The organism is Lysinibacillus sp. NPDC093216 (assembly GCF_050280325.1).
Taxonomy (GTDB): domain Bacteria; phylum Bacillota; class Bacilli; order Bacillales_A; family Planococcaceae; genus Lysinibacillus.
The window spans coordinates 1-20,255 of sequence record NZ_JBNNVB010000007.1; the positions used below are offsets into that span (position 1 = coordinate 1).

19 protein-coding genes and 1 pseudogene are annotated in these 20,255 nt (G+C 39.0%); 12 read left to right on the forward strand and 8 right to left on the reverse strand.

Features of this window, described 5'->3' with window-relative positions; genetic code table 11:
- A pseudogene (locus ACQKOG_RS10020) lies at window positions 1-147 on the forward strand (IS5/IS1182 family transposase); the annotation flags it as partial.
- A 243-nt stretch (window positions 148-390) separates the two neighbouring features.
- Here the strand turns inward: ACQKOG_RS10020 and ACQKOG_RS10025 are convergent.
- Both ACQKOG_RS10025 and ACQKOG_RS10030 read right to left on the reverse strand, forming a co-directional pair.
- Window positions 391-837: an NUDIX domain-containing protein gene (locus ACQKOG_RS10025; RefSeq protein ID WP_427446233.1), complete on the reverse strand. Its 447-nt coding sequence runs from the start codon at window positions 835-837 to the stop codon at window positions 391-393.
- A gap of 169 nt (window positions 838-1,006) precedes the next feature.
- Complete coding sequence (locus ACQKOG_RS10030; RefSeq protein WP_370077431.1) at window positions 1,007-1,396, reverse strand: hypothetical protein; 390 nt, start codon at window positions 1,394-1,396, stop codon at window positions 1,007-1,009.
- A gap of 839 nt (window positions 1,397-2,235) precedes the next feature.
- Here ACQKOG_RS10030 and ACQKOG_RS10035 point away from each other — a divergent pair.
- From ACQKOG_RS10035 to ACQKOG_RS10080, 10 genes are read left to right on the forward strand one after another with little or no spacing between them, the layout of a single operon-like run.
- Window positions 2,236-3,468 (forward strand): M20 family metallopeptidase, encoded by a 1,233-nt coding sequence (locus tag ACQKOG_RS10035; RefSeq protein WP_370077432.1) that lies wholly within the window; start codon window positions 2,236-2,238, stop codon window positions 3,466-3,468.
- On the forward strand, window positions 3,465-4,553 hold the full coding sequence (locus ACQKOG_RS10040) for a tartrate dehydrogenase (protein WP_370077434.1): 1,089 nt from the start codon (window positions 3,465-3,467) through the stop codon (window positions 4,551-4,553). The genes ACQKOG_RS10035 and ACQKOG_RS10040 overlap by 4 nt, the downstream gene beginning before the upstream one ends.
- 1 nt (window position 4,554) lies before the next feature.
- On the forward strand, window positions 4,555-5,301 hold the full coding sequence (locus tag ACQKOG_RS10045) for an SDR family NAD(P)-dependent oxidoreductase (protein WP_370077436.1): 747 nt from the start codon (window positions 4,555-4,557) through the stop codon (window positions 5,299-5,301).
- An 11-nt stretch (window positions 5,302-5,312) separates the two neighbouring features.
- Window positions 5,313-6,770, forward strand: a complete 1,458-nt coding sequence (locus ACQKOG_RS10050; RefSeq protein ID WP_370077438.1) for an aldehyde dehydrogenase family protein — start codon at window positions 5,313-5,315, stop codon at window positions 6,768-6,770.
- A gap of 17 nt (window positions 6,771-6,787) precedes the next feature.
- Window positions 6,788-7,816, forward strand: coding sequence for an ABC transporter ATP-binding protein (locus tag ACQKOG_RS10055; protein ID WP_427446237.1), 1,029 nt, complete (start codon window positions 6,788-6,790; stop codon window positions 7,814-7,816).
- A complete protein-coding gene (locus ACQKOG_RS10060) occupies window positions 7,791-8,768 on the forward strand; it encodes an ABC transporter ATP-binding protein (RefSeq protein ID WP_370077442.1) in 978 nt (325 codons plus the stop codon). The genes ACQKOG_RS10055 and ACQKOG_RS10060 overlap by 26 nt, the downstream gene beginning before the upstream one ends.
- Window positions 8,769-8,808: 40 nt before the next feature.
- The gene (locus ACQKOG_RS10065) at window positions 8,809-9,780 is read left to right on the forward strand and encodes a P1 family peptidase (protein WP_370077443.1); all 972 of its coding nucleotides are present in this window, start codon (window positions 8,809-8,811) and stop codon (window positions 9,778-9,780) included.
- Between the two features lie 18 nt (window positions 9,781-9,798).
- Complete coding sequence (locus ACQKOG_RS10070; protein ID WP_370077445.1) at window positions 9,799-11,346, forward strand: ABC transporter substrate-binding protein; 1,548 nt, start codon at window positions 9,799-9,801, stop codon at window positions 11,344-11,346.
- A gap of 17 nt (window positions 11,347-11,363) precedes the next feature.
- Window positions 11,364-12,305 carry an ABC transporter permease gene (locus ACQKOG_RS10075; protein ID WP_370077447.1) on the forward strand — a complete coding sequence of 314 codons (942 nt, stop codon included), beginning with the start codon at window positions 11,364-11,366 and terminating at the stop codon, window positions 12,303-12,305.
- Between the two features lie 12 nt (window positions 12,306-12,317).
- Window positions 12,318-13,145, forward strand: a complete 828-nt coding sequence (locus ACQKOG_RS10080; RefSeq protein WP_370077449.1) for an ABC transporter permease — start codon at window positions 12,318-12,320, stop codon at window positions 13,143-13,145.
- On the opposite strand, the gene ACQKOG_RS10085 is transcribed toward ACQKOG_RS10080, so the two are convergent.
- Together ACQKOG_RS10085 and ACQKOG_RS10090 are read right to left on the reverse strand one after the other, a co-directional pair.
- The gene (locus ACQKOG_RS10085; protein WP_402869034.1) at window positions 13,134-14,771 is read right to left on the reverse strand and encodes a PucR family transcriptional regulator; all 1,638 of its coding nucleotides are present in this window, start codon (window positions 14,769-14,771) and stop codon (window positions 13,134-13,136) included. The two genes, ACQKOG_RS10080 and ACQKOG_RS10085, sit on opposite strands and share 12 nt — an antisense overlap.
- A 273-nt stretch (window positions 14,772-15,044) precedes the next feature.
- Entirely contained in the window at window positions 15,045-15,497 is a 453-nt protein-coding gene (locus ACQKOG_RS10090; RefSeq protein ID WP_370077452.1) for a MarR family winged helix-turn-helix transcriptional regulator, read from the reverse strand.
- A gap of 245 nt (window positions 15,498-15,742) precedes the next feature.
- Between ACQKOG_RS10090 and ACQKOG_RS10095 the strand changes: the two genes are divergently transcribed.
- Complete coding sequence (locus ACQKOG_RS10095) at window positions 15,743-16,183, forward strand: GNAT family N-acetyltransferase (protein WP_370077454.1); 441 nt, start codon at window positions 15,743-15,745, stop codon at window positions 16,181-16,183.
- A 63-nt stretch (window positions 16,184-16,246) separates the two neighbouring features.
- Here ACQKOG_RS10095 and ACQKOG_RS10100 read toward each other — a convergent pair whose 3' ends face one another.
- The 4 genes from ACQKOG_RS10100 to ACQKOG_RS10115 all read right to left on the reverse strand — a co-directional run bounded on the left by ACQKOG_RS10100 (window position 16,247) and on the right by ACQKOG_RS10115 (window position 19,812).
- Window positions 16,247-17,011 carry an aminoglycoside 6-adenylyltransferase gene (locus ACQKOG_RS10100; RefSeq protein ID WP_402869036.1) on the reverse strand — a complete coding sequence of 255 codons (765 nt, stop codon included), beginning with the start codon at window positions 17,009-17,011 and terminating at the stop codon, window positions 16,247-16,249.
- Between the two features lie 61 nt (window positions 17,012-17,072).
- Complete coding sequence (locus ACQKOG_RS10105) at window positions 17,073-17,462, reverse strand: RDD family protein (protein WP_370077458.1); 390 nt, start codon at window positions 17,460-17,462, stop codon at window positions 17,073-17,075.
- A 33-nt stretch (window positions 17,463-17,495) separates the two neighbouring features.
- A complete protein-coding gene (locus tag ACQKOG_RS10110; RefSeq protein WP_370077460.1) occupies window positions 17,496-18,470 on the reverse strand; it encodes a carbohydrate kinase family protein in 975 nt (324 codons plus the stop codon).
- A gap of 463 nt (window positions 18,471-18,933) precedes the next feature.
- Complete coding sequence (locus ACQKOG_RS10115; RefSeq protein ID WP_370077463.1) at window positions 18,934-19,812, reverse strand: DMT family transporter; 879 nt, start codon at window positions 19,810-19,812, stop codon at window positions 18,934-18,936.
- Window positions 19,813-20,255: the final 443 nt, after the last annotated feature.

The following is a 20,255-nucleotide window of genomic DNA, read 5'->3' on the forward strand; positions in this document are numbered from 1 at the left end:
CAATATTTTCAATTAAACAACATCCGTCATAGAACAGGAAGAAAAGCCAAACTTCATTTCAACCTGGTGACGTTTATTTATAATGCCTGCAAGTTGGCAGTGGATCGTCTAAATGCTTTATTACAAGTACAAACTCAAGCAGCATAATTTTTAAAAACGTAAGTTTTCTTAATAGGAGCAGTCTAAGCTCTTGAAAAAAGTGATTTATGAAATTGATTCAGTTATATAAATCTTTTAAAATTTTTAATGTTGGTTTATAGTTTGCTTTTTCAATTCCGATTTTTTGCATAAAAAACCTCTTAATTATCCTAATTCTTCTTGTAGTTATATTGGTATCTAAAAAAAATACCTACTCCGTTAGTTCAAGAAGCCATTGCTCACTATCTTTGTTTAAAGATAATCAAATATATTTATATCAACTGAATCAATATAACCTATTTCCTCATTTAAATCCCAAAGTTTTATTTCTGATGTTTCCTCATTCTCTATAAATGGTTGTAGTTTTTCCATTGTAGTAAAGTACACAGGATTATATTTTATGTTGCCATCTAATGAATTTCCGGCTTTGATTAATCCTTTAAATTCTAAGTTTGTAACTAATTGTCCAGTTTCCTCGTAAAGTTCTCTAATGGCACATTCCTTTGACGTTTCGTTATTCTCTCTACCTCCAGAAGGTAGTTCCCATTGTTTACGCCAAGTGTTATAGCAAAGGAGAAACTTTCCTTCGCACTTTACTACGGCAAAAGAACCCGATAGAGGCTGGTATTTTTTTATATCTGTTTCTGGTATATTAATGAAATTTAGAGATTTAAATCCATTATTTTTCAAATAAGTCATAAGGAAGCCTCCTTTGATAAGCTTAATATTACTTCAATAAGCAGCATACAAATACCTTTATCTTAGTTTTTCTTGTTAAACTAACCTGCATCGTTACTAGAATAAGAAAAAAGAGCTGCCTGAACAGCTCTGCAATCTTGTACTAAAGCACCGTTTATTTTAATAAGGATTATTCTAATATCAATGTTACATTTTCGTGATCAAGGATTATTTCTTTTATTGAGTCAAATATAGTTGGACCCTTGTTCATTTTCGCATCCTTTATTTCTTGTAGCATATATTTTTTATTACTTGGATGGCATCTTTCCAAATTTTCATTGAGTTTAATTATTGTTTCTTCATATCCTAAATCACTTTTAGATTTATCGGAATTTGTCCAAATAATTGTATAATCTTCATTAAATTCAATTTCACCAAAGCCACCACGCAAAATATCATTAAATGCAGCGAGGGTTCCGTTCCACTCAAACTTTCCAGAAAGAACAACTCTCGAAAACTCCTTACAAAATTCCTCAAAGCTTGAAAAATTATTCCCATCTACGACAAAAACTTTATTCATTTCATTTTAACCACCTTAAATGCATAGTATGTTTGATTTTATCATACTTCCTCGCTGCACTAACCTGCTCCGTCAGTTGAATAGCAACAATCTTTTCGGAAACAGCTTAAAACTAAAAGCTATTTATATTTTTATCACCTAAAAATGAGATGACATTTTGATAAAACCTATGCCATGCGAATAAGTTGATTGTGGTGAAAATCGGACGCTCCAGAAAAGCGCCCAGCCGGAACGAAAATCAATCCCACATTATGGTAAATGTTCGATCTTTTTATATCGAAAAACAACATAAGGTAGATAATTTTGTTGTTTTTTAGCTTTTTACTACTAAACAAAACGTTAATAGCATTCTATGTATTATTAACAAAGTGTCTAATACTTGTCTAATAGGACAATGTTAAAATGATTTAACTTCTTTTAGCAGATGTCCAAACGCCTGCTAAAATAGAGGAACTCAGTCTAAGAACGCCACGTCCTGTGGCAACGACTGAGTGACCAACATCATGTTGTTGCTGCGCTTCGTTTCACTACGCTTTCGCACAGAATGAAGCCCTTTTGCTGCCGCTGCGTTAGCACTACGCTTTCGCACAAAAAACATCTGTTGGCCCAAAGTCTCCGGCGGATGTCATGGAATCGGAAAAGAGTTCTTAGAGGATGTTAGCCTAAAACCATCGCATCCATGCGATAAAGGCTAACTGACCTGCATCGGTGCTGTGTTGCTGTCGCTTCGCTTTCGCGCAAAAAACATCTGCAGGCCCAAGACAAAGCCGATTCCGGACGCAATTATGCGGAGGCATAAATGATCTCTAGAATATTCTATAAAACAAGGAGGCATTTGAATGACAGTAACAAGTTTAAAGACAACGGAATCTTATATGCGCGACCGAGAAGCAGTTATTGAGCTTACACAAAAGCTAGTACGAATAGATAGCGTTTATCGAGAAGATGATCCAAATGGCAATGAACAAGAAGTCGCGAATTTTGTCGCTCAATATTTACGTGAGATCGGGATAGAAACACATGTAGAGGAGGTTGTGCCAGGAAGGCCGAATGTTATTGGTATTATTGATTCGGGTAAGCCAGGAAAAACACTACTCTTTGAAGGACACACAGATGTCGTTACCGAAGGAAATCGTGAAGCATGGACGTACGATCCATTCGGTGCAGAAATTATTGATGGTCGAATGTATGGCCGAGGTACAAATGATACAAAAGGAAATCTTGCGTGTATGATTACAGCTTGTCAGTCGTTGTTACTGGATCAGGAGGAATTTACAGGCAAGATTATTTTATGTATTCCGTGCGATGAAGAAGGATTGATGCTTGGGATTAAACATTTTATAAAAAATGGCTGGGCAGATAATGTGGATGGGGCGATTATCTGTGAGCCAGAGGAAAACAATGTCTGTATTGCACAGCGCGGGGCAATACGTTTGAAAGTAGATATCTTCGGTAAAATGGCGCACGGTGCAATTTCTTGGAGTGGCATTAATCCGAACTGGCGCATGGCACGTTTTATTGTAGAGCTTGAAAAATTAGAAAAAGAAGAGCAAGCACGATTAGGACGTGATCCGATGCTTAATTGGCCATCTATTACACCAACGATTTTACGAGCGCCTGTAAAAGGAGATGCACAAATTAATGTCATTCCTGATCACTGTATGACAACGCTTGATATTCGTACAGTCCCTGCACAGGATCATGAGGAGCTTCTAGGTAAAATTGATGCCATTATTAAACGTCTGCAAGCAGATGATCCAGATTTTAAAGTGGAGCTAACAGTGCTTGATAACCGTCCTGCAACAGCAACAGCGAAGGAGAATCCTGTTGTACAAGCCATTTATGAGGCAGTCGCTGAAGTAACGGAAAAAGAGCCGAAATATAACGGTGTACCAGGGGCTACGGATGGAACGTTCCTTCATGTGCATGGAGTACCAATCGTTACCGTTGGAGCGGGTGATCGTGATATTCCCCATCAAATTGATGAATATGTCGATATCGAAGAATTAGCAGAAACAACAGCCATTTACCGTTTGGCGGCATTAAAGTTTTTAGCAGGTGATGCACAATGACTCACACAAAAGTCGCAGTAATTCCTGGTGATGGCATTGGAAAGGAAGTTATGGAAGAAGCACTAAAGGTACTAAGTTCTCTTCAGGAACACGATTCGTCTTTACAAATAGAAACAACAATTTTTCCTTGGAGTTCAGATTATTACCTCAAGCACGGTCAAATGATGCCAGACAATGCATTAGACATATTAAAAGAATACGATGCAATTTTATTCGGGGCTATTGGAGATGCTCGTGTTCCGGATGACGTGACAGTATGGGAATTAATTATGCCGATACGAAAAAGCTTCCAGCAATATGTTAATTTCCGTCCGATTAAATCACTACCTGGCATAGCCTCACCGCTTGCCAACGGAAGGGATATTGATTTTGTGATCTTCCGGGAAAACGCAGAGGGGGAATATTCCAATAGTGGTGGGCGAATTTATCATAATCAACCGCAGGAAATGACGATTCAAAATACGATTATGACACGGATCGGTATTGAAAAAATTGTCCAAGCGGCCTGTGATTATGCCTATAAAAATGGCAAAACAAAAATTACGAGTGCGACAAAATCGAATGCCATTATCCATTCAATGAAGTTCTGGGATGAGCATGCTAAGAGAATTCTAGCACAAAGCTCACCAGCACTAGAGTTAGAATCTATCTATATCGATGCTTTAGTAGCTTATTTTGTAGAGAGACCGCAAGATTTTCAGGTTGTAGTTGCCTCCAATTTATTCGGAGATATTTTATCAGATTTAGGGTCAGCTATTGTTGGTGGTCTTGGGTTGTCTCCATCAGCAAATTTAAATCCGGAAAAAGAATTCCCATCAATGTTTGAGCCTGTGCATGGGTCAGCACCAAATATCGCAGGAAAGGGCATAGCAAACCCAATCGCACAAATTTGGTCACTTGCGTTGTTACTTGGACATATCGGAAGACGGGATATAGAACAGCTAATTGTTCATGCGATTGAGACGGTGCTTCGAGAAGGTGTTGTGAAAACTGCAGATATTGGTGGACAGGCGACAACAGCACAAATGGGTGATGCGATTTGTCAGGAGATTATAAAACTGAATTTAGCGACAAGGGGTGTATAGCATGGCAGTAGAGCAACAGGTCGTCATCGTCACAGGTGCAGGGGGCGGTATGGGGAAAGCCATTATTCAGGAACAGCTTGCGAAGGGCAATATAGCAGTTGGGCTCGATTTATCAGTAGCTTCTTTAAGTGATTTAGTGCAGGATACCTTTCAATGCTTTGAAGTCAATGCCTTGCAAGAGGAGCGCGTGAACGATGTGTTCAAGCAGGTTTTTGACAAGTATGGACGTATTGATGGCCTTGTCAATGCACTAGGTATAGCGCAGTCAGCAACACCGCTTGAGCAAGTAACGATGGACGAGTGGAATCGATTAATGGATGTCAATGTTAAAAGTTTATTTATTACAACAAAGGCAGTCGTTCCATACATGAAAGAGCGACGCACAGGTTCAATTGTCACAATCGCTTCCATTTCTGCTGTACGTCCACGCCCAGGGTTACAAGCTTATATTGCTTCTAAAGGGGCTGCGGAGAGTTTTACACGTGCTTTGGCTATTGAACTAGCACCGTTTCAAATACGTGTTAATACGATTCACCCAGGGCCTGCCGATACACAGATGCTTGGTCAATTTACGGCACAAGGAGCAGATATCGAGCAAACAAAGCAAAGTGTCTTTGTTCAATCGGTCCCGCTTGGACGTTTAGTGAATCCATCAGACATTGCAGGAGCAGTAAGTTATTTACTCTCTGAAGTAGCTAGCGTGGTTACAGGAACGACCTTACATGTAGACGGTGGTCGCGGACTATAGGAGGGATAAGGGTGAAAAAAATTCCGATGTTTATAAATGGTGAATGGGTTTACAGTGCTATGGAAGAGGCCTTATTAGATGTTATGGACCCCTCTACTGGTGAAGTCATTGCCCAAATTACGAATGCAAGTAAAACGCATGTCGACGAAGCTGTATGTGCTGCACGTGTAGCGTTTGAAAGTGAAGAGTGGCGGAAAATAAAGGCCTATGAACGGGGACAGCTACTTGTGGAACTTGCGCACTATATACGCAAGCATGCAGAGGAATGGAGTTTATTAGAATGTCGTGATGTAGGTAAGCCGTTAACACAAGCAAGAGCCGATATTGAAGCAGCAGCACGCTATTTTGAGTTTTATGGGGGTGCTGCTGATAAAGTGATGGGTGACACGATTCCTGTTGAAGACGGCATTTTAAATGCGGTAGTGTTAGAGCCTGTTGGAATTACCGTACATATCGTGCCTTGGAATTATCCTATTCAAATCACAGCGAGAAGTGTAGCAGCTGCAATTGCTACTGGCAATGCAGTAATTGTCAAAAGTGCGGAAGATACGCCATTGACTACTCATGCTATAACGGAATGGTTTGCGGATAAATTGCCGAGGGGTATTTTTCAGCATATTACAGGCTTAGGTCGTGATGTAGGACCCTATTTAACATCTCATCCTGATATCAATCATATTACGTTTACAGGCTCTGTTCCAACAGGCATAGCAGTGATGAAATCAGCTGCTGAAAATGTTGTACCTGTAACGTTAGAGCTTGGTGGGAAATCACCAAATATTGTTTTTGCGGACGCCAACATGGAGCAAGCACTTGATGGTGTTGTACGTGCCATTATTCAGAATGCCGGGCAAACATGCTCTGCAGGGGCTAGATTACTAATTGAAGAAAGTGCCAAAGAAAAATTCATTGCTCAATTAGTGCAGAAATTTCAAGCTTTAAGAGTTGGTCCGGGTGAAGCAGACGTTGATATGGGTCCACTTCTAAATGAACGGCAATATACGAAGATTTCAACACTGTTGCAAAAGGCGAAGGAAAATGGTTTTGTGATTACTGGTGGTGAGACACTGACGATTGCGGGTTATGAAAAAGGATATTATGTTGAACCAACAATACTTGCAGGGGTAGAAGCTAACGATACACTTGCACAGGAGGAAATTTTCGGACCGGTGTTGACGGTATTGACATTTAAGACCGTTGAGGAAGCAATTGCCTTGGCAAATAATACAGACTACGGTTTAGTTGCAGGGGTTTGGTCGAAGGATTTAGATACTGCACATTATGTCGCAAGCCGTGTAAAAGCTGGACAAGTGTTTGTTAATAACTATGGAGCAGCAGGCGGAATTCAAATGCCGTTTGGTGGCTATAAAAAGAGCGGCATTGGTCGAGAAAAAGGTTTTGTCGCGTTGAGAAATTATACGCAAATGAAAAATATCGCGATACGCTATGCACCACCAAATCAAATGTGATAAACGGAGGGATGCATATGGATCAGCCAAAAGAAAATCAAGTGCTACTAGAGGTAAATCATTTAAAAATAAAATTCCATTTAAAAAATGGTAAAGAGGCAAAAGTTGTTGATGATGTGAGCTTTACGATCCGTAAGGGAGAAACGGTTGCGCTTGTAGGTGAATCTGGTAGTGGTAAAAGTATTACATCGCTATCCATTATACGGTTACTGCCCATACCACCAGGAGAAATTTCAGCTGGTACGATTAAATTGAATGGTAAAAATCTCTTAGACTATAAAAATAAAGAGATGAGTAACATAAGAGGCAATGAAATTAGTATGATTTTTCAAGAGCCGATGACGTCATTAGATCCAGTTTTCACAATCGGTAATCAAATGATGGAAGGAATATGTAGACACCAAAAGATTTCAAAAAAAGAGGCATGGGAGAAATCTCTACAGCTGTTAAAAGAAGTTGGTATTGCCAATGCGGAAAAGGTTATTGCTGAATATCCGCACCAATTATCAGGTGGTATGCGCCAGCGTGTCATGATTGCAATAGCCATGTCTAATAACCCTCAGCTGCTGATTGCGGATGAGCCAACAACGGCACTTGATGTAACCGTACAAGCACAAATTTTAAAGCTTATGATGAAGATGAAGGAAGAACATCATTCGGCTATATTATTTATTACGCATGATATGAGCGTTGTAGCAGAAACGGCAGATCGCGTTATGGTCATGTATGCGGGACAAATCGTAGAAGAAGCATCAGTGCGAGAGCTTTTTATGAATCCAAAGCATCCATATACAACTGCTCTTTTAAAAACAATGCCTAATCTAGACACAGATGTTAAAAGGTTGCCGTCAATCCCAGGCACTGTTCCACCAGCTTATGCGTTACCAGAGGGCTGTCGCTTTGCACCGCGCTGTCCATTTGCGATGGAACAATGCCATGAGGTGCTACCAGAGGTAATCCATATTCAAGATGAACATAAAGTGCGCTGTCATTTATTTACGGAGAAGGGAGCGCTTGATCATGACGAAGAAAGAAGTTTTGCTTGAAATTAATCATTTAAAAGCCTACTTTCCTGTGAAACGTAAGTCGATGAAGGAAGAGAAAAAAGTCATTAAAGCAGTTGATGATATTTCACTTGAAATTTTCCGTGGCGAGACGCTTGGCATTGTAGGAGAATCCGGCTCCGGAAAATCGACGTTTGGCCGAACTATTTTAAAACTCGTCGAACCGACCGAGGGAGAAATTTTCTATAAAGGACAGCCCATTCAGCAGTTAAAGGGCAATAAGTTGCAAACTTTTCGCAATCAAATGCAAATGATTTTTCAGGATCCTTTTGCATCACTCAATCCTCGTATGCGCATAGGTACCATTATTGAAGAACCGATGAAGCTGCAATTAACATTAACGAAAGAGCAACGCAAAGAACGTGTGAAGGAGCTTTTACAAAAGGTAGGTCTCCCAGAAGATGCTATGCAAAAGTTCCCTCATGAATTTTCCGGCGGTCAAAGACAACGAATCGGGATTGCGCGGGCGCTTGCTATTCATCCAGAGTTCATTATTGCGGATGAGCCTGTATCTGCACTAGATGTTTCGGTGCAGTCACAGGTCTTAAACTTAATGATGGATTTACAGGATGAATTTCATTTGACCTATTTATTTATTTCACATGATTTAAGTGTTGTGAAACATATTAGTGATCGGGTGGCTGTGTTGTATTTAGGGAGGGTAGTGGAAATTGGCACAAAGAAAGAATTATATGCGAATCCTCTGCATCCATATACGCAGGCGTTGCTATCAGCGATCCCAGTTATCAATTTTGATCAACCGAAACAAGAAATATCGTTACAGGGTGAATTGCCAAGCCCTATGAATCCTCCAGTAGGCTGTGTGTTTCATACACGTTGTCCCTATGTCATGGACAGATGTCATCAGGAACGGCCTGTGCTTCAGGAAGAAAATAACCATCAACGGGTAGCATGCTTTTTATATGATAAGTAAACTGAAAATTAAGTCTTTTTTGTGGAGTGAGGTGTGTTTGATGTTTGGAAATATTACAGATGTGCCAGGAGTTAAAGTTGGGCATGCAGAAAATAGTGAAGGCATAACAGGCTGTACAGCGATTTTAGTGGAAAATGGTGCAGTTTGCGGTGTCGATGTAAGAGGCTCAGCACCAGGCACTCGAGAGACGGATGCACTTGATCCTATTAACGAAATTGATCATGTACATGGGATTTGCTTGTCCGGAGGAAGTGCTTTCGGATTGGATGCTGCGACCGGAGTCATGCAATTTTTAGAGGAACAGGGTATTGGTGTGGATGCAGGTATTGCTACCATTCCAATTGTTCCTAGTGCTGTGCTATTCGATTTATTTATCGGTGATCCAAAGACAAGACCTACTGCTCCAATGGGCTATGAAGCGGCTAAGAGTGCGGTTGTTGGTCCATTTGCAAATGGTAATACTGGAGCCGGTTATGGTGCGACTGTAGGGAAATTGGCAGGCCCTCAATTTTGTATGAAAGGGGGGCTAGGTAGTACCTCTATAGCTGGTAAAGAGGGTGTTGTAGTTGGGGCAATCGTTGCTGTCAACGCTGTTGGGGATGTAAAAGATCCAAATACGAGAGAAACGCTAGCAGGTGCAAGGAATCCGAAAACAGGGGAATGGATTGATTGCTGTACTTATTTAGAGGAGTATGTGCAATCAGAAGGGTTATCTGGTACGAATACGACAATCGGTGTCATTGCAGTGAATGCCAGGCTGACAAAAGCAGAGGCGAAAAAAATAGCCCAGCTTACACAAAATGCCCTCGCACGGACGATTTATCCTGTTCACACAATGCTGGATGGAGATACGATTTTCGTGCTGGGTACAGGAGATAAAACATATCCAGTTGACTATTTGGGCCATTTGGCTACAAGAGCTATGGAGGAAGCGATCATTGCTGGCATTAAAGCTGCTGATAAATTAGTTGAAGTAGAAAGCTATAAAAGCATTCAAATAATGAGCACATAATGAATAGGAGGAAAGGACATGAGACTGAAGAACAAGTGGTTGATGCTGTTGTTGACATTGATAGTAGTTTTACTAGTAAGTGCCTGTTCAAATGATGACAAAAAAGATGAAAGTTCTAAAGAGAAATCCGAAGCAGATTTACCTCAAGACATCGTGGTACGTATAAATGATGACCCAGATTTTTTAGATCCACATAAAGCAACAGCATCTATTTCGTACCAAATGATACTCAATATTTTTGAAGGACTAATGGCACCTGAAACAGATGGTACTTTAAAAGAAGGGTTAGCCGAAAGCTATGCAATATCTGACGATGGTTTAACATATACATTCAAAATTCGTCCGGGTGTGAAATTTCATAATGGTGAGGATTTAACTGTTGAGGATATTCAGTATTCATTTGATCGTTTAATGGGGAAAAACGGTGGCGAAAAGATGTCAAACAGTTTTGATAATGTTGCGTCAACGGAAGCACCAGATGCCAATACATTTGTGATTAAGCTAAAGGAGCCAAACTCTAACTTCTTATATTCATTAACTGCTCGACAATCAGCCATCTTACCAAAAAGCAATGATGGAAAACATAATGAAAACCCAATAGGTACTGGACCATTTGCTTATGTAAAATACTCTCCAGGCTCTAATTTAGAATTGAAGAAAAATGAACACTACTGGAAGGAAGGGTTACCATACTTGAATAAAGTGACGTTTACCTTCCAATCGGATGATCAAGCGGCGATTATGAGTTTAATGGCCAATGAAGTCGATTTAACGAGTGTACCTTGGCAGCGCGTAAGTGAAGTAGAAAATAACTATAACTTATCTCATCAAAATAATAACTCATCATTAATCGTTACATTTAATGAAACGAAAGCTCCTTTTGATAATGTAAAGGTCCGTCAAGCAATTAACTACGCTATTAATAAGTCCGATATTATCGATTCAGTATTTGCAGGCTATGCTGTACCACTTGGTTCAAATATGAGTCCGGCGATGGGGGACTATCAAAAGAAAGGCTTAGAAAATATGTATAAGCGTGATGTGGAAAAAGCCAAAGCATTATTAGCAGAAGCGGGATATCCTAATGGCTTTAAAACGAAAATTACAGTGTCTTCGCATAATGATATGTATTCAAATATCGCGCAAATCGTAGCGGCTAATTTAAAGGAAATCGGTATTGATGTGGAAATTGAAGTAGTAGAGTGGGGCATTTGGCTAGACCGAGTTTACTTTGGTCGCGACTATCAAATGACAACGATCGATTTAACAGGTCGTGCCTCTGCCTATGATATTTTAAATGATTACATTTCATCAAATGATAGTGAAAACTTCTTCAAATTTAGAAATAATGAATACGACAAAATTATGGCAAATGTTTTAAAAGAAAGAGATCAGGCAAAACAAATTGACTATTACCATCGTGCACAGGAAATTTTAGCTGAGCAGGCAGTAGCGGTTTACATCGCAGATTATCAAATTGTTTGGGGTTCTAATAAAAACGTTACTGGGTTAAAGAACTATCCATTCTGGTTCCATGATATGTCTGAGGTTAAATTTTCTAACTAGAAAGGGATGAGAGCTAGATGATGTATATATTACGTCGATTCATCCTGTTAATAACAACCATCCTTCTAGTGTCGATCATTACATTCGGTGTTTTTCAAATTTTACCTGGTGATCCGGTTCGGACAATGTTAGGCACTGAAGCGGATCCCACACAAATTGAAAATTTGCGATCAGAGCTTGGCTTGAATCGCCCCCTTTACGTGCAATATACAGATTGGATGAAGGGATTATTGACAGGGGAATTAGGAAATTCCATTCGTTTTTCAATGCCAGTAAAAGAATTACTGTTTGATAGACTACCTGTAACGATGTCATTGGCTGGGCTCACTCTCTTAATTGTGCTACTCATTTCCTTACCACTGGGTATGTTTGCAGCGAGAAGACAAAATAAGTTTAGTGATGTGTCGTTGTCGACAGTGACGCAAGTTGGCATGGCCATTCCTTCTTTCTGGCTTGGGATGATACTCATTTTGTATATTGGCATGCAGTTCAGCTTCTTTAAAATAAGTGGGTATATTCCGTGGACGCAAAGTGTAACAGGAGCGTTAAGTACACTCGTTCTGCCAGCGTTAACAATTGCGATTCCACAAATTGCGGTCAATTTCCGCTATGTGCGTACGGCTATTTTAGAGCAAGTTCAGCTCGATTATGTGCGTACGGTTCGTAGTAAAGGGATGTCTGAGCAAAATGTTATGTATAAGCATGTCTTAAAAAATTCGATGATTCCAATATTAACGGTATTTGGATTGATCATGGCTGAAGTTGTTGCAGGGACAATTATTGTGGAGCAAGTATTTTCACTACCGGGTGTCGGTCAACTCCTCATCACGGCAATTAGTAATCGTGACTTTCCATTAGTACAGGGAATCGTTATGTATATTACGGTAGCAGTGGTCATGATCAATTTTATGGTCGATATTTTATATTCTGTGTTAGATCCTAGAATCCGATTACGATGAGAGGTGGATACGATGAAGAATATACAAAGGTACATGAAAAATATCAATTTAATCATTGGTCTACTAGTCATTGTCGGTTTTCTAATCATAATGATTATCAGCTTTTTTTATACACCACATGATGTAAACTCGATGAATATACCTCAAAAATTACAAAGCCCAAGTAGTGATTATCTTTTTGGTACGGATGAATTTGGTCGTGATATTTTTAGCCGTATGATGAAAGGAACACAAACGGCCTTTGCAGTCGGTCTACTAACGGTATCTATCGGAACAATTTTTGGTATTTTAATTGGTGGTATAGCGGGGTATGTAGGTGGCTGGATCGATGAAATCTTTATGCGCATGATGGATGCACTAATGGCTTTTCCAGGAATAATATTAGCTTTAATGCTCGTAGCGGTATTTGGACCAGGGATTGTTAATACAGCTATTGCATTAGGCATTATAGCCATACCGGCCATTGCCAGGATTACACGTAGTGGTTTCGTCCAACATCGTGACAATGAATATGTCTTAGCTGCAAAGTTAATCGGCGTAAAACCTTATAGCATTATGTTTCGCCATATATTACCCAATATTTCATCGCAGATTATCGTCGCCGCAACTGTAACTTTTGCGACTGCGATGCTTGCTGAAGCGGCACTGAGTTATTTAGGGCTTGGCGTGCAGCCACCAAACCCTAGCTGGGGACGAATGTTAAAAGACTCACAAGCTTATTTAGTTGGAGCCCCTTGGTATACTTATGCGCCAGGGGGAGCCATTACAGTACTTGTATTAGGTTTGTATATGCTTAGCAATGCATTACGCGATTTTATGGATCCGCGTTCAAAAGCGTAAAATATCAGGTGCTGTTTTTTTCAATAATTCAAAGGCCTTCACCGCTATTTCTATATTGAGACGATGTGGGGCCTGTAAAAAATCAGCACCTAAAATATTTTCTAGTCGTTCAATTCGTTTATAGAGTGTTTGGCGGACAATGAATAATTGTTCAGCAGTATCATTTTTGGCACCATTGCATGCTAAATAAACACAGAGCGTTTGATAAAGGTCGTTACCATTCTTTTGATCAATCAATAGTATTTCTTGTAAATAATCTTTTACGTATTGCAAAAGGACAGCATGATCCTGATGTAATAACAATCTGTAAACACCTAAATCCTTGTAGTAAATAGAAGAAGTAAGTTCATTGTGTTGCATTTGAATGGTTGTTTTTGCCTCTTTATAGCCTTGTTGTACGCTATTTATGGATTGATAAACATTGCTTATGCCAAAGGTAAGGGTTATTTGCTCGAAAAGCTGTGGTGTTTTTCGAACAATAATCTGCTGTATAGCTTGGTTGAAAGAGTCACGATTTTCCTCCATATTATCTGCTGCAATGTAAAATGCAAGGATAATAATTTCATGCTGTCGTACAGAAACGGTAGGGAAAAAGCCAAATTTTTTTAGGATGGAACGAACAAACATAACATTTTGTAGCTGTATTTCTTGCCAATCTTCCTTTGAAAAGGTATTGGCATAATCAAGCATATTAAACACGACTACGCGATAAAATAGGTTGCGACTTTCCAGTGGCAAATAACTTTGATAATACTGAAGATCAATAGGTTCTCCTTGTATTAAGGCGAGGATAAATTCATCCTCACGACTTTGCTGCCGCTCCTGTAGCATTCGATTACGCATCAAAATTTGGGCAATCGACATCGTTGCACGTTCAAGATTTAACAATGTATAATCACTTGGCTTCGGCAGTGCAGAATGCATACATAAATAGCCCCATACTTGTCCTAGTCCATTGACTGGAATGATAACGAAATGATCTTTGTCAATGGATAGTCGTTGGATGGGTTCTTGTAATTCTAGTTGCTGACAATGCTCCTCCATAACTTGTAAATACTTTTTGGCTTCTATTGGATAATAGAAGCTTTTTGTATCTTCGGAGACAAATAAAAATAATGCATCGGTATCTTGATGAAGCACCTGTAAAATTTTTAATATACCATTTGGCATTAACGACAATTCCATAAAAGTCTTTGATATTGCATCTAGCTGTGTTAATGCTTGTTGGTGATGATTAATAATGTACGTATGTAGATCCTGCGTAATATCGATAAATCTTACAACCTCTTCAAAAATGATGATAGGAAAATCATGAGTATTAGCCATTGTAACCAGTTCTACAGGGACATAGTCAAAATAATCACCAATTTCAATACAAAGACCTGCAGCACCGTTACGGATAAGATTTTGTAAATAAGCAATTTGTGTTTCACGCTCTAACTGTAAACCTACACCAGTTGTTAAAATGAGCTCACCACCATTTATTAAAGTATCAAAATCTTTTATTTCTAAAATATGTGTCCATAGTACTTGTCGATTTAGGCCTTGTTGTCCTGCGATTAGCTTGGCAGATTCAAAATGCTTTCGCTTTAATACATCACGTACAAGTAGAGGATGTTTCGACATAATAAGCACCTACCCTTCGAATGTACAATAATTATGTTTGATTAATCAGAAAATTTCAACATTAATAGAATAAAAGAGTTAAGTCGGTGAATAAGGGATCTCGGGGATAGGGGGCGGACGGATGTATGGCGTGAAGCGATCATACTACACTTAAAGGCACTGAACGTAGGGGGAGGGAGCTCACTTCGACATTATTTATGATCGCTGTATATAAAAGGGATTCTGATGCAAAGAAAGGCGTTTCCAAATGCTCAGAAGCGTATGGAATCACCTTTAATAATTTCGTGTATGACCTTTCTTTACATACTCCCAATCAGTTTCAATATTTTGACGAATACGAATTAATAAGTCGTGAATACTGTCAATTTCATTAGAAGAAAAACCATCTAATGCTCTAGCATTCGAATAGTCACCTTCTCGCTTTAACAATGGATAAATCTTGAGACTTTTCTCTGTCGGGAAAAGCTGTTTGTTTTTCTTATTGCCAATTTCATTACGCTTTTCTATAAAACCTTTTGTCTCCAACTTTTGAATCGCTCGGGAGGCGGTTGTGCGATCTACCTTCAATAGTTCAGCTACCTTTTCCTGAATAATACCAGGGTTTTCACAGATGCGGGTGACATACAAATATTGTCCCTTTGTTAAATCAAGTTCTTTAAACTCAATATTACTAATGGAATCAAGTGCCCTTGCAATCGCACCAATATCTCGCAAAATTTCCTTCATTGATTGCCTCCGAAAAAATTATTGTATTTGCAATAAAAAATGCTCTATACTATATATTATCATCCATGCAAGGAAATTTCACTTCTTATCTACAGGTGGAGGTTCTGCAAAGCGGTTCTAGTTGCGGAGTGGACGGCTTTAGCGGCGCAACAAGCAGATTTAGCGGCGAAGTAGACGGTTCTATCGCCGGAAAACAAAGTCTACCAACGGAGAGCACGCTCCGAAAAACAAGGAGGAATATTAAAATGAACACGAAAAAAATTACAGATGAACAAGATTTACAAACAGCATTTGCTATTCGCCAAAAAGTTTTTATAGAGGAACAAGAGGTTCCAGAGGAAGAAGAATTTGATGAATTCGATACACTAGATGCAGCATGTGATCATACTCTTGTGTACTATAACGAACAACCTGTTGGCACAGGCAGACTGCGAGTTGTTGATGGCTATGGCAAACTAGAGCGTATATGTATATTAATAGAATTCCGCAAATTTGGTTTAGGAAAAGTGATTATCCAAAGTTTAGAGGACATAGCACTTGAAAAAGGTTTAACAAAATATAAATTAAACGCACAATCCTATGCAGAAGGCTTTTATGAAAAATTAGGCTATAAGCGTGAAGGTGAAGAATTTATGGATTGTGGCATCCCACATATTTTAATGAAAAAACAATTTAATAGGGTGTAGTGGTATTTATTTTTCATTTTAAAAAATAGCAAACTAGGTTTAATGTTAGTTTGCTATTTTATTTTAATGCAATAGCGCTTTTATTTTTCCCCATAATGGCTTAATTTTTTCTTTATTCGGCACATTTTCAAAAATCCAATCTGATTCATTGTTGAAGGCGTTCACTAATTTCTTTACTGCCATCTCATGAGTTACAAGGCTCATACAATTCATGATATCTACTATTTCATGTAATGGGTCAGTGGGTAATGAATTAGACAACGTTTTAAGTCCAAGTAAAGCCCGCTCAGGACAATACTTATGCAGTAGTACTTTTGCGAAGTGTTCTAAACTATTCCGCAGTAAATGAACACTCCAAATCTCATTTCCACGTTGAGCACTCCAATAATATTGATACAAATACCAGACAGTATCATCTACAGCATCTTGAAATTCGAGTGGAGTTAATGACAAAGTAGTATTCTTTTGTTTTGCTGTAAGGATCCCATTTGGATCAAATAAAATTTTAATCGCATCGTTTTCACTTATTTCAGAGGAAGTTACTGTAAATAAATCGATATGAATCATATCTTCATATATGACTAATAGCTGAGGAGCAATAATATAGATATCATCTACAAAAATTGTTTTCTTATAAGCTTCAATATGTTGATTGCGGTTGGGCAAAAAAGCTTCGACGTTTTCTTCATTCACAACGCAATAAATATCGATATCCGAAAATTCATCATGCTCTTCTCTAGCCATCGATCCTCTTAAAAATACAGCTTCAATATATTGATCATCCTTTAGACTTTCAAGTAAAACCTCAACAACATGATCTAATTTCAAGTGTATCCTCTCCTTTTAATAAAACAGGCTACCCAAGTTATTTTTGAGTAGCCTTATTTTGCTAGATTTCCTTAACAATAGTGCCTGAGAAGCTATCGTGGGGAAGAAGTTGTCCATTTTGTTGTTCGAATGCTTTTGGATTTTTCAAGTAATCGAATGTGCTAATTGAGTCACGGTAAGCTATTCGTTTTATAATTTGGGAGGAAGTCACCCTAGTCCCAATTTTATTTTCGAGAACTAGTCCCATTTTTTTGTAGCCAACTGTTTGCCCTTTTTTACGTAATTGTGCTAATTCAAGTGACCACATAACGACTGTCGGTGTAACGATGGCATGAATCGCCTCGTTTTTTACCTTTTTTCGGAGGATATACTCCACGCCAGCTGTGACAGCCGACGAAATAGCAATATCGATTAGAAATGCTTTTGTTCGTTTTTTTGAAATAGAGTTCACCAGTTCTCCTCCTCGAAATAAGTTGCGAAATATTTAAAAAAACATATTATCTTTAAATGGCAATTCACGCTTAGTCAGGTAAGAAGCAATGGCACCATGTTTTTCGGTCGAAGCTCCTGCATATCGATTTGCGAAAGTAAGAAGGGGAATAGCCTGCTCCTTACAAAATTCGACTAGATTGATCACTGTAATCTGTTTGCTCAGGAGAATAGCTAACAATGCACCAATAAAAGCATCGCCCGCTCCAGTAGTATCAACCGCATGAACTTTGTCAGCAGGTATCTTTACATGAAGCTTTTTAGTATAAAGACTTGCACCTTCTGCGCCACAAGTAATTATAATTACTTGTACTTTCCCCTGAAATAATGAATGGACAGCTGTTTCCTCATCCTCAATCGCTGTTAAAAATAAAAGCTCCTCCTCGGACAATTTAACGATATGGGCCTTTGGTAAAAAATCCAAAATGGTTTGACGACATGCCTTCTCATCATTCCATAGTGGCAAGCGAACATTTGGATCAAAAGAAACAAGACTACCTACCTGATGGGCTTGTTCAATCAATGCCATATGTGCATGTTTCATAGGGCTTTCCACTAAATTAACTGAACAAAAATGAACAATATCGTGATCTGTTAATAAATTAGGTGGGAGTTGTTCTTTGTTGTAAAGTAAATCTGCTGCGTGGCGACGATAAAATAAGAAATCTCGGCCTCCATCACTTGTCAGGGAAACAAAAGCTAGACTCGTTTCACCCTTATCTGTTTGAACAATATAGTTCGTATCGACATCGGCTTTTTTTAACGTTTCTACGAGAAAATCTCCAAAAGCATCCTGACCTACCTGTGTAATGAGGGCAGCTTGTTGCCCGAGTTTTGCACAAACAGCTGCAACATTGGCAGGAGCCCCACCAGCATTTTTAGTAAATTGCTCAACTGTAGCAAGGGAAGCATTTTGTTCAGTAGGTGTAAAATCAATTAATAATTCACCAATTGCATAAAGTTTACTCACGGAATAATCTCCTTTAAATAAAATGTTGCTGTCGCTTTTCTTTCGCACAGAAAAATTGCCACATGACGTGGGCTTTCCATCACTAAGCGCTTTGCATCCGTCGCTCTGTTGGATCTTTCCGTCACAAAGCGCTTTACATCCGTCGCTCTGCCAGTCCGTTCCGTCACCTTCATTTCAATCCGTCGCTCTGCTGGACCTTTCCGTCACAAAGCGCTTTGTATCTGTCGTTCTGCCAGTCCGTTCCGTCGCCTTCATTTCAATCCGTCGCTTTTCTCGACCTTTCCGTCACCTTGCCCTTGGCGTTCTTAGACTGAGTTCCTCTATTCCAGTCTGTGTGAGAATATATCCACTGAAAAGGAAGCACACCCACATTCATCTCTTCACCTTTAAAGGTGGGAGTCTTCTGTAGCTGACGCGTCGCTTTCGCCACAAAAAACATCCGCTGAATGAAGATAAATAAGGATTAAGTCTGAGGCACACGCTTTTTCTTCGGTACGTAAATTGTGTAAAAAATGCCACCAAAAATTAATACAATACCAACTGTTTGCATGAAGCTTGGCATAAAATCAAGCAACAGCATATCAAGCAATATAGCCACTACTGGGTCAACAAATACTAATACTGAAACTAGAATAGTAGAGAGGCTACGAATACTATCAAAAAATAAATAATAAACAAATCCTGTATGAATAAAGCCTGTTCCTAAAATATATAGCCAGTTTGTTGTCGTTAAGCCATCAAATAACGAAAAATTAACAAATGGCAATAGTATGATAATTCCAACTGCAGTTTGGATATATGTTAAGGCATAGGAACTAAGCTTTGTGATTGTTTTACTTGTAAGCATCGTAAACGCGTAAAACAATGCAGACAGTAATGCCCAAATAAAACCTGATTTCATAAATTCAGAGAGTGTCATAAAATTATTTAAACCAATAATGAGCATACTGCCGATAAAGCAAGTAACTGTTGCTAGCAATGCTTGAATAGTCATCTTTTCTTTTAAAAACAACGCGCCAAATATTAATACGAATATTGGTGCTAAATTATAGATAGAAATGGCAATGGAAATGGACATTTCTTCAAAGGCTTTAAATAAAAATACCCAGTTTAAGACAATAAAGACACCGCATAGAAGTGTACGTAATATCTCCTTTTTATCCCATATTTCCGTTTTGTGACCACCTGTGATCAGCCACATTCCTCCTAGAAAGAGGGTAGCACAAATACATCTAACAAATACTAGCTCGGTAGCAGGTACGCCAGTATGAACGGTAAAAAATCCAATAGAGCCAAAAAGGGCCATTGAAACAGTTAGTTTGATAATCGCTGAAATGTTCATCCAAAACCTTCTTTCTATAAAATTATTATAATTTTTGTCGCTTGTGGAAGTAGGGGAAACTTAACGTTATTTCGCCCCGTTCTCAAAGTTATTCGCTCAGATAGAGTAAGAAACTGCTCGGCAAAGAGAAGAAATCGCTCAGGTAAAGGCTGGAACCGCTCGACTAAGAGAAGAAATCGCTCAGGTAAAGGCATGAACCGCTCGACTAAGAGAAGAAATCGCTCAGGTAGAGTGAGGAACTGCTCGGCTAAGAGAAGAATCCGCTAAGGTAGAGTAAGGAACTGCTCGGCTAAGAGAAGAAATCGCTCAGGTAAAGGCATGAACCGCTCGACTAAGGGAAGAATTCGCACAGGTATAGTCTCGAACTACTCAGCTTGGAGAAGAATCCACCTAAGCATAGTCTAGAACCGTTCGGCTGATGAGAAGAATTCGTTCAGGTATAG

What these genes read in the sequence shown, in the direction of transcription:
- ACQKOG_RS10025 (WP_427446233.1), bottom strand. Translation starts at nt 837, where the DNA reads ATGACTTATTTGAAAAATAATGGATTTAAATCTCTAAATTTCATTAAT.
- ACQKOG_RS10030 (WP_370077431.1), bottom strand. Translation starts at nt 1,396, where the DNA reads ATGAATAAAGTTTTTGTCGTAGATGGGAATAATTTTTCAAGCTTTGAG.
- ACQKOG_RS10035 (WP_370077432.1), top strand. Translation starts at nt 2,236, where the DNA reads ATGACAGTAACAAGTTTAAAGACAACGGAATCTTATATGCGCGACCGA.
- ACQKOG_RS10040 (WP_370077434.1), top strand. Translation starts at nt 3,465, where the DNA reads ATGACTCACACAAAAGTCGCAGTAATTCCTGGTGATGGCATTGGAAAG.
- ACQKOG_RS10045 (WP_370077436.1), top strand. Translation starts at nt 4,555, where the DNA reads ATGGCAGTAGAGCAACAGGTCGTCATCGTCACAGGTGCAGGGGGCGGT.
- ACQKOG_RS10055 (WP_427446237.1), top strand. Translation starts at nt 6,788, where the DNA reads ATGGATCAGCCAAAAGAAAATCAAGTGCTACTAGAGGTAAATCATTTA.
- ACQKOG_RS10060 (WP_370077442.1), top strand. Translation starts at nt 7,791, where the DNA reads ATGACGAAGAAAGAAGTTTTGCTTGAAATTAATCATTTAAAAGCCTAC.
- ACQKOG_RS10065 (WP_370077443.1), top strand. Translation starts at nt 8,809, where the DNA reads ATGTTTGGAAATATTACAGATGTGCCAGGAGTTAAAGTTGGGCATGCA.
- ACQKOG_RS10070 (WP_370077445.1), top strand. Translation starts at nt 9,799, where the DNA reads ATGAGACTGAAGAACAAGTGGTTGATGCTGTTGTTGACATTGATAGTA.
- ACQKOG_RS10075 (WP_370077447.1), top strand. Translation starts at nt 11,364, where the DNA reads ATGATGTATATATTACGTCGATTCATCCTGTTAATAACAACCATCCTT.
- ACQKOG_RS10080 (WP_370077449.1), top strand. Translation starts at nt 12,318, where the DNA reads ATGAAGAATATACAAAGGTACATGAAAAATATCAATTTAATCATTGGT.
- ACQKOG_RS10085 (WP_402869034.1), bottom strand. Translation starts at nt 14,771, where the DNA reads ATGTCGAAACATCCTCTACTTGTACGTGATGTATTAAAGCGAAAGCAT.
- ACQKOG_RS10090 (WP_370077452.1), bottom strand. Translation starts at nt 15,497, where the DNA reads ATGAAGGAAATTTTGCGAGATATTGGTGCGATTGCAAGGGCACTTGAT.
- ACQKOG_RS10095 (WP_370077454.1), top strand. Translation starts at nt 15,743, where the DNA reads ATGAACACGAAAAAAATTACAGATGAACAAGATTTACAAACAGCATTT.
- ACQKOG_RS10115 (WP_370077463.1), bottom strand. Translation starts at nt 19,812, where the DNA reads ATGAACATTTCAGCGATTATCAAACTAACTGTTTCAATGGCCCTTTTT.